Source organism: Streptomyces sp. 8P21H-1 (assembly GCF_013302945.1).
In genome coordinates, this window is sequence record NZ_JABTYA010000004.1 from 1 (window position 1) to 8,236 (window position 8,236).

The following is an 8,236-nucleotide window of genomic DNA, read 5'->3' on the forward strand; positions in this document are numbered from 1 at the left end:
CCGGGCAAGCCCGGCGGCAACGGCACCGCGGCCACGACCACTGCGAACGGCACCGCCGGTGCCACCGGCGCCGCCGGGAACACCACTCTCCCCTGCTGAGCGCGGTACCGGGCCAGGACCCGTGCCCCGGCCCCCTCACAAGCCGCAGGACACAGGACCATCAGCTCTGCGGAAACACGCCCCACGGGACGTGACACCAGACGATCACTGCTCACCGACAGATGGTGAACACAGGCGGACAAGTGCTCGGCCGGACTTCCCGGCCGAGCACTTCCCTGTTCGCAGGCTCTGTCCGTGACCTCCGCATACGGCCTCCGCGCGCGGGCTTCTGTCCGCGGGCTCCGGTTCCCTGACGAGACAGGCCGCGTTCAGGATCTGGGTCCCAGAGCCGCCGGAAGACCGGGGACGGAGCCGCAGCCCTTCGGGACTCGGTGGCAAGCCCGCGGACCGGGAAGGCTGCTCAGACACTGCCCAGTGCCGAGACCTGACCCTGTCCGAGGACGACACCACCGAAGCCGCGAACTCAACTACCGGGCACTGTGGCTGGCAGCCCTGCCCGGGGTACAGCCCGACAACGCCCACCGTGCCCGGCGGGTGAACGCCGCGGGCCGGGAGCTGGGCATAGCCCTGCACTACGACAAGACCAGCGTGTCGCACTGGCTGTCCGGGGCCGTGCCCAGGCCGCAGGCGCGGGCCGCCGTAGAGGCGCTCTCGCGGCTGCTGGCCCGTCCGGTGACGTGCGCGCAGATCGGCTGGCCCGTCGACCCGGGCGCAGATGTGGTGGCGGATGTGATGGATCTGAGCAGGGCGGACATGGACCCCTCGCGCCGGGGTGTGCTGCGCACCGGAATGTATGCCGCCGCGCTCGCGGTGCCGCGTTTTGAGGAGGTTCCGGGGCGGTCGGAGCCGGTGCGGGCCGGGCGCACGATGCGTATCGGCCGCTCCGACATGCAGACGGTGCGCACCATGACGGACAAGGTCGCCGACATCCTGGACCAGGTCGGTGCCGGGCACGCCCGGCCGATGGCGGCCGCGTGGCTGGTCAACACCGCCGGTCCTTACCTGCGCGCCAGCGGCACCGACGCGGTGACCTGCTCCATGCGCACGGCCGTCGCCGATTTCGTGTATCTGACCGGCTGGATGGCCATGTACGAAAACCAGCAGGGTCTGGGCCAGCGGTACTACCTGCGCGCCCTGGACCTGGCGCAGGCCTGTGAGGACCACGTCACTTACTGCCGCACCCTGCGCGGGATGAGTCTGCAGGCACCCACCTGGGACACGGCGCCAAAGGACTTGAGCTGGCCGATGCCGCCGCCGAAGCCGCGCCCGTCGTCGGCCCGCGCCTGGTGGCGTTCCTGCGCGGGCAGCAGGCCGCGATGACAGGCGCCCGGACCCTGGCCCGCACACGGCTGCGGGAAGCGCAGGCGGCGCTGTCGCGGGCCGATGACCGGCGCGACGCGGTCGGCGGATACGACCTTGCAGCCTTCCACTTCCACGAGGCACACGTGCGCTGGTGCCTGGGCGACGCCCCGGGATCCATCGCCGCCCTGCACCAGTCCAACACCGCCCGCTCCCCCCTGGGACGGCAGGGACGGGTGCACTGCCTGGGAGTGATCGCCGAGCGGCAACTGCGGATGCGGCACTTGGAGGCCGCCTGCCAGACCTTCCTCGACGAACACGCAGCCGTCTCCTCCGCCCGGGGAGACGAACACCTGCGCAGCATGCTCACCACCCTGCCCGCCTACCACCGCGTCAGCGCGTGCCCGAGCTGGTGGAACGCGGCCGCGAACTCGACGCCCTCAAAACCGCCTGAGCGCACCTGCGCTGTGCGCTCCGGTGACGGCCGGCCGCATAGCGGGCTGGTGCGGTCAGGTGCGCCGGCGGAACCATCTGCGGCCCCGATCCGGCTCCGGGGCCTCCTGCGGCTCCGGCGGCGCGGCGGCCTGGAGGCGGGCGGCTTCGGCGACGGCTTCCTTACGGGCCACGTCATCGGCGTGGCAGGGGCCGCACAGGGACTTGTCCCCGGCCCGTACGGCGGTCTGGTGCATGGTGATCTCCTCCCAGCGCTCGTCGGTGAACTTCCCTGCGCACGGCGTGCACACCGGGCGCCGCGCCTCCCGCTCAGCGGTACGGAGCCGCTCGTCTTCTGCGTCGGCGCGGGCGTACTGGCTGCGGTAGAGGACCTCGCCGTCGGGGTTGTCGAGCGCGGCCGTCAGCGTCTGCTCTTCCGTGCGTCCCAGCCGCCGCCATACCGCCGCGTGCGCGCCGCGCTGCTGGAGCTGTTCCAGGGTGGTGACGACGACGGGCACCGCCTGGCGGTAGTCCTTCGCCGTGATCGCCTCCCGGTAGTAGGTGCGGTACATCTGACCAGCCCGGATGAGCTTGGTATCTGCTGCCATACAGACCACGCCACACGGCTCTGACCTACAAGAAAAGTCCGGTCAGCGGTACGTCCCGCCAGGCGGGAGCAGCGGCCGGACTTTCTTCTGAGGAGACCGTCAGGCGGGAAGCGGCCCCGGGCTGGACGCGAGTGTCATCGCTCTCCGGCGGCCCGCACGCCACGGTCCGGACAACACCAGCAAGCACCACTGAGCACCATCGCGCGCCAAGGAACGAGCACCGCCAAGGAAGCGCCGCCTACAGCAGTCCTTGGCACCCGCCAGGGGCTTCGTCGTGCTGCCCGCAGGAGACCACCGTGCCCAGCTTCGAGACCCTCCCCTGCTTCACCACCGACCTCCAGTACCTCGCCCCCGCCCAGCGCCGGCGCTTCCGCCGCATCGTCCTGGACGCCTTCGTGTCAGACCTGCGCAACACCCGCCGCCCGTTCCGCTCCGGGTTACGGATCAAGGGCGTGCGCCGCGCCCCGGGCGTCTACGAGCTCACCTGGGGGTGTGGCTCATGCCCGGTGGATCGCGTACCCCAGATACGTCACCACCGGGTTGCCCTCCGGTTCGAGCACCATGTCGACCAGCTCCGGCAGCTGATCGTCGGTCAGCGTGCCACGTCTGCGCCCGCGCGTCGCGCGCACCAGGCTGCGTACGCCGCGCGGCCTGAACGCCGAGACGTCCTTTGCGGACAGCCCCGCCCGGTCGAGAGCCGCGGCGAGCTCCGCCGGGCGGCGCAGCCGATGTGCGGCGTAACGGCCGCGGGGCATGATCCGTGTGCCCGGGAAGGCTTGGAAGGCACCGAGGTAGATGAGGCGGGACACCGGGGTGCGGTTCACCGTGTCGTAGACGAAGGCCCCGCCGGGGCGCAGCACACGCGCCGCCTGTGCGAGGACCTCGTCCGGCCGTTCGGTGATCTCAAGGGTGTCGGCGCAGTACACGAGGCCGAAGGAGCCGTCCGGCAGGTCGAGTTCCTCTGCGGGTGTCGTCAGGTAGGTGATGCCCAGCCCGTCGTCCGCGTCCAGGGCGAGAGCCGTCGCGGCCGGGGAGGGGTCGGCAGCGACGACCTCGAACCCGAGCCGGGCGAGGCCGCAGGCCAAAAGGCCGCGCCCACTGCCGACGACGAGCGCCCGGCTGCCGGCCGCCACGAGGCTCAGCTCCGACAGCACATGCCTCAGGTACTCCAGCCGTGCGGATTGAAAGGTCAGGGCCCGGATGTGGCGGCCGTCGACGGCCGCGGGCCCGGCCGAGTCGAGTTCAATGTGCGGGGCGGTGGGCATGGCAGGCTCCCTCGACGCTCCGAATAAGGTTCCCTGAGGGAACCTAGCATCGACGAGTTCCCTCAGGGAACCCCTCGGCCATAGGATGAGAGCGTGACCCGTACCCCCCTCTCCGGCGTCGCGTGCTCGATCGCCCGCGCAACCGACCTGTTCGGCGACGCCTGGACGGCCCTGATCATGCGCGACATCCTCGTCGGCCTCCGCCGCTTCGACGAGCTGGCGCAGGACCTCGGCCTGTCCCGCAAGATCCTCGCCGCCCGGCTGGCCCGGCTGGTCGAGGAGGGCGTACTGACACGCGAGCGGTACCAGGACAGCCCACCGCGCGAGGAGTACGTGGCCACGGAGAAGGGCCGGGAGTTCTACCCCGTCCTGCTGGCGCTGATGGCCTGGGGCGACAAGTGGCACGCGGGGCCCGCGGGGCCGCCCGCCCAGATCCGCCACAACGCCTGCGGGCACCTGGCCACGCCGGTCGTGGCCTGCGATGCCTGCCGGGAGCCGCTCACGGTGGCCGACACGACGCAACTGCCCGGCCCCGGCGGGCGGGTGGGGCCAGGCACACAACTACTGGGACCACTGATCGCTGCGCGGGGACAGGAGGCCTCGGAGCCGGTTACAGCCCCGGATGCCGACTGATCAACTCCTTCATGATCTTGCTGTCGGCAGTCCGAATTTCGTTCGCCCGCACATCCTGAGCCCTTTCCAAGCTGGCAGTGGTGACCGCGAGTTTGGAGCCCACTCGATGTTCTGCATCCGGTGGCGATGCACAACATCGGGTGGGTTCCACTCGGTGAACGATGTCCGGCATCGTCACCACAGCCAGGCATTGGAGTGCCGCACCCGGGACAGGGCGCGGGCATCCCGGCGCGCGGCCGCGTTGCCGATCCGGCTCTGCCGGGAGCGGGGCCGGCGCGAGTTCCCCGCGGCGAGGCGACGCTTGGCGGCGTCCTGGAGCCGCTGGCGCTGCTCGCGCAGTTCCTTCTTCTTGGCCGCCTTCGACTTCGGCGTCCGGGGCCGCTTCCAGATCGGCTGCCACCCCACAGGCTCATCGGCCTCGGGCTCTTGGTGCTCGTCGAGCGCGGCGGCCATCTCCGAGCGGGCCGCGCGGGCGCGGGCGAGGGCCTCTTCGGCGTTGGGCTGGTCTTCCGGGGTGCTCACGTAACTCCTCCTGTGGTCCGGCCCGGCGTGTGCTGGGTGCCGGGCTGTTGGCTGTGCGGCGGCGGGACCACCACCGGGGTGGGCTGCGGACGGGGGCCGTGGGCGGCTTCGCATGCCCGCTGGCTGTCCTGGATCGTGGCGGCCACCTGCGCGACGGCGGCTTCCAAGGTCTGGCGGGTCTGCTCCACCGCGTCGACGCCGGTCTCCGGCTCCAGGAGGCGGCCGTCCTTCCGGCCGTCGCGGAAGGGCCGCGGGCGCGTCCTCGAGGCGGCGGACACCGCGACGGCGTACGGCCGGGTGCGGGAGCTCAAGCGCTCCGCTCGCCGTGCGGCTCGGACCCGGGCGGCCAGAGCGCTGGCGGCGAGGCGGGTCCGCTCGTACAGCAAGGCGGTCCGCTTACAGATCAGCGGGCGCAGCACCGCCTGGTCCTCGGTGTCGCGCGGGTACAGGGCGCGCAGGTCGGCGGTCATCATCCGGCCGCGCCCGACGGGGCGGGTGTGGTCGTCGACGGCCGTCTGCACGATCCGTTCGTCCAGGCCGGGCTCGTGGGGGCGGCCGCGCAGGACGTAGGAGAGGTGGCGGCGGGCTTCGGCGAGCAGGTGGTGGCGTGCGAGGGCGCCGCGCATCACGTACACCACGGCGACGGTGTCCACGGCGGCCAGGGCAACGTCGACCACCGGCCGCACCCGCGCCCACACCGCCGCGGCCGCCGCCCGCGCCCGCTCCGCCAGCCGGTAGACGGTGCAGGCGCCGAACGCCCGGATGGCGGAGTTCCGCCAGCGCGTCCGCAGCTCGGTCAGCGACCACGGCACCGTGCGCTTGGGTGGGCGGGTCTGGTCAGCGGCCCGGCAGGCCAGCACGTAGGAGGTCCGCTCCCCCGGCGCGTGCCCCTGCCGTTCCTCATACTTGTCGGTGAGGACGGACAGGGCGTCCTCCATCTGCTGACGGCGGGTCGACTGCCAGCCGCTGGTCGATCCCGGCGATGTCCATGACGGGCCGGCGGCCGGGATCACCTCACGCGGCTCCCACGCCCAACCGAGCCACGTGGACACCTCCTCCATGAACAGCAGGGTGTAGAGGGTGTCGGCCGCGACGATGTGGGCGAGCACCGTGTCCGCGGAGAGGTTGCCCATGTCCCGTCCGGCCGCCGGGCGCGGATCGAGACCACCGCGTGGTCGTGGAGCAGCGGCTTGGACTCAGCAGCGCGGGACTCGTAGTGCCGGAACACCGCGACGATCAGCCCGTCCCGGATCAGCTTGCGGTGCTTGGCGTCGCTCCCCCAACGGATCTGTGCGACCGAATCCTCCAGCCATGCCAGGGTCTTGTCCCGGGCAATGTCCTGGCACAGCTCCAGCACCAGGCGGGTCTCGTCATCTCCGAGCGCCCACGCAATGTGCGCCGTCGACGGCGCCCGGAACACCAGGTCCATCGCCAGCCAGGGCGTGCGCTCCTTCGCCTTCTCCGTATTCGGGGAGCGGTTGTGCTCGATGGGCCTGCCCAGCACGGTCGCCCGCCGGGCACGGGCCGGGCTCTTGCCCTGCGCCAGGAGCTCGCGCTCGATCCGGTCGGCGTCCGGGTGCCGGCCCTCCCCCAGGAGGAGTTCGGCCTGCCGCTCATTCACCACGTCCCCGGCCGCCAGGCCGAGCGCGGCCAGGCCACGGCCCTTCCACACACCAGGTGGGACACCGGCTTCGTCCTGGGCGTCGCGCAACGCCATGCCCGCGGGGCGGTGGCCGTCGCCGACCATCACGCCGCGGAAGCGATAGCGCAACCCGTACCCCGGGCGAACCTATGACTTGCTGATCACCGGCCCATAGAAATCCGGTACTGACCTGCGGAAGAGCACGATCTCGGGTACGTCCCGCGGGGCGGGAGGCCATCACCGGATCTTTACCGCCCCGCCCGTCAGGCGGGCCGCGACGCCAGCCCTAGACGGTAAGGCACCGACCTGTGCACAGTGCGCCGCATAACTCACGAACTGCTCCACGGAGACCTCTGCCCGCTGCGCGGCCGCCCCCTCACGCTGCGCCCGACCGTCACCGTCCACTCGAACGTGCCTTACCCCACCCGGACCGATTACCTGTCCCACTGCACCAGCTGCGCCAACGATCCGGCCGACAAGCAGAAGTGGTTCGACCTGATGAACGCCCGCTACAGCGGCTGACCCGGGCCGTGCGAATACTGCGCCACGACCACACCAGCACCACTCACCACGAAATCCGTCCCGAGCTGATGGCTGTGCAGGTCTCCACGAATGTCGTTACGCGATGAAATCGGGAGTCAGCCGAGGACCTTCGCCAAGATCAAGGTCAGTGAAAGCGGAAGTCACTGCACCTGCATCGCCGCAGGCGGCGCGTGTCCCCGCGGTGGCACGCGGGCTGATCGCGGTATGTGGCCAATGCAGCCAAGCGACATCCGGCGACTCGTCGAAACGACTCCCGCTCTGAGATACATAGCCACGAGCTGACTCCAACACCATCCGACGCGCACCAACGCACCACTTCCCCAGCCGCCCACCACCGCTGAGCACACCGCGTCACCGACGCCCTTCAACACGAACAGCCACCACCGCCCGGCCGGGGGCTTCGTGCGTCCTGGAGGTTCACCGCGCCCACCTACGAGACTCTGCCGCGCTTCGCCGCCGACCTGGACCGCCTCACCCCAGAGCAGCGCCGTCGATTCCGCCGCACCGTGGCGGGCTTCGTCGAGGACCTGCGCACCGGCCGCTTCCGCGCCGGCCTCCGCATCAAGAGCGTTCAGCGAACACCGGGCGTCCACGAACTCACCTGAGCGCGAACGGGGTGCGCTCCGCAGTGCTGGCATCAACGTCAGTGTCCTGCGCGATCAGGTCCGGCGACGAACCCAGAGGGTGCGGCCGGCGGCAGCGAGCGCGCCGGCCGTCATGCCTACGCCGATACTGATGTCCCAGCCGGATATTCCACCGGTGAAGGCACCTCCAAGGCCGCCCTTCACTCCACGCATCGGCGGGGTTGCCGTAGGAGCCACCGTGGGCGTGCCAGCGGCAGCAGCACGGCGTGGCAGTGCCTCGCAGGCAATCCCGTCATCGGGGCCTTGGTCCTCATCGAGCCGATGAGGATCGCCGGGATCCTGATTGAAGAAGGCCTGCGCGTCTTCCTGAAAGGCGAAGTCACGGCAGTCGAGGTCCTGGGCATGAGCGACACCGGACAAGGGGGCGATCCACGCGACCGTAGCCACTATGCCTGTGACAGCTACACGGATGTGCATGAACATCTCCTCCGGCCGAAGCGCACTGTCAGTCTCGACCGTAGGCGTAACCCGGTGCCGCAGCCCGAGACCGTAGCCCAAATGGCTGACAGCAGTGCAACTGCGGGGCGGCAGGATCAAATTCGATTGAATTGCTGCATTGATTTGCTGCGCTAGGCATTGTCTGACAAA

Annotated in this window: 8 protein-coding genes; 3 read left to right on the forward strand and 5 right to left on the reverse strand. The window is 70.7% G+C overall.

Features of this window, described 5'->3' with window-relative positions; translation table 11 throughout:
• Positions 1 to 594: 594 nt before the first annotated feature.
• Positions 595 to 1,380 (forward strand): hypothetical protein, encoded by a 786-nt coding sequence (locus tag HO151_RS07065; protein ID WP_254594595.1) that lies wholly within the window; start codon positions 595 to 597, stop codon positions 1,378 to 1,380.
• A gap of 488 nt (positions 1,381 to 1,868) precedes the next feature.
• On the opposite strand, the gene HO151_RS06935 is transcribed toward HO151_RS07065, so the two are convergent.
• Together HO151_RS06935 and HO151_RS00110 are read right to left on the reverse strand one after the other, a co-directional pair.
• Positions 1,869 to 2,399 (reverse strand): hypothetical protein, encoded by a 531-nt coding sequence (locus HO151_RS06935; RefSeq protein WP_254594596.1) that lies wholly within the window; start codon positions 2,397 to 2,399, stop codon positions 1,869 to 1,871.
• A gap of 497 nt (positions 2,400 to 2,896) precedes the next feature.
• On the reverse strand, positions 2,897 to 3,664 hold the full coding sequence (locus tag HO151_RS00110) for a bifunctional 2-polyprenyl-6-hydroxyphenol methylase/3-demethylubiquinol 3-O-methyltransferase UbiG (protein ID WP_173894099.1): 768 nt from the start codon (positions 3,662 to 3,664) through the stop codon (positions 2,897 to 2,899).
• 93 nt (positions 3,665 to 3,757) lie between these two features.
• Between HO151_RS00110 and HO151_RS00115 the strand changes: the two genes are divergently transcribed.
• Positions 3,758 to 4,297, forward strand: a complete 540-nt coding sequence (locus tag HO151_RS00115; protein WP_173894100.1) for a helix-turn-helix domain-containing protein — start codon at positions 3,758 to 3,760, stop codon at positions 4,295 to 4,297.
• A gap of 174 nt (positions 4,298 to 4,471) precedes the next feature.
• Here the strand turns inward: HO151_RS00115 and HO151_RS00120 are convergent, their stop codons facing one another.
• Together HO151_RS00120 and mobF are read right to left on the reverse strand one after the other, a co-directional pair.
• Positions 4,472 to 4,819: a hypothetical protein gene (locus HO151_RS00120; RefSeq protein ID WP_173894101.1), complete on the reverse strand. Its 348-nt coding sequence runs from the start codon at positions 4,817 to 4,819 to the stop codon at positions 4,472 to 4,474.
• A gap of 1,009 nt (positions 4,820 to 5,828) precedes the next feature.
• Positions 5,829 to 6,590 (reverse strand): MobF family relaxase, encoded by a 762-nt coding sequence (gene mobF / locus HO151_RS07070; protein WP_254594597.1) that lies wholly within the window; start codon positions 6,588 to 6,590, stop codon positions 5,829 to 5,831.
• A gap of 186 nt (positions 6,591 to 6,776) precedes the next feature.
• On the opposite strand from mobF, the gene HO151_RS00130 reads away from it, so the two are divergent.
• Entirely contained in the window at positions 6,777 to 6,983 is a 207-nt protein-coding gene (locus tag HO151_RS00130) for a hypothetical protein (RefSeq protein WP_254594599.1), read from the forward strand.
• Between the two features lie 680 nt (positions 6,984 to 7,663).
• On the opposite strand, the gene HO151_RS00135 is transcribed toward HO151_RS00130, so the two are convergent.
• On the reverse strand, positions 7,664 to 8,236 hold a 573-nt coding region (locus tag HO151_RS00135; RefSeq protein WP_368039365.1), incomplete at its 5' end, for a hypothetical protein.

Coding starts and splice junctions, on each gene's coding strand:
- HO151_RS00110 (WP_173894099.1), bottom strand. CDS start 3,664: ATGCCCACCGCCCCGCACATTGAACTCGACTCGGCCGGGCCCGCGGCC.
- HO151_RS06935 (WP_254594596.1), bottom strand. CDS start 2,399: ATGGCAGCAGATACCAAGCTCATCCGGGCTGGTCAGATGTACCGCACC.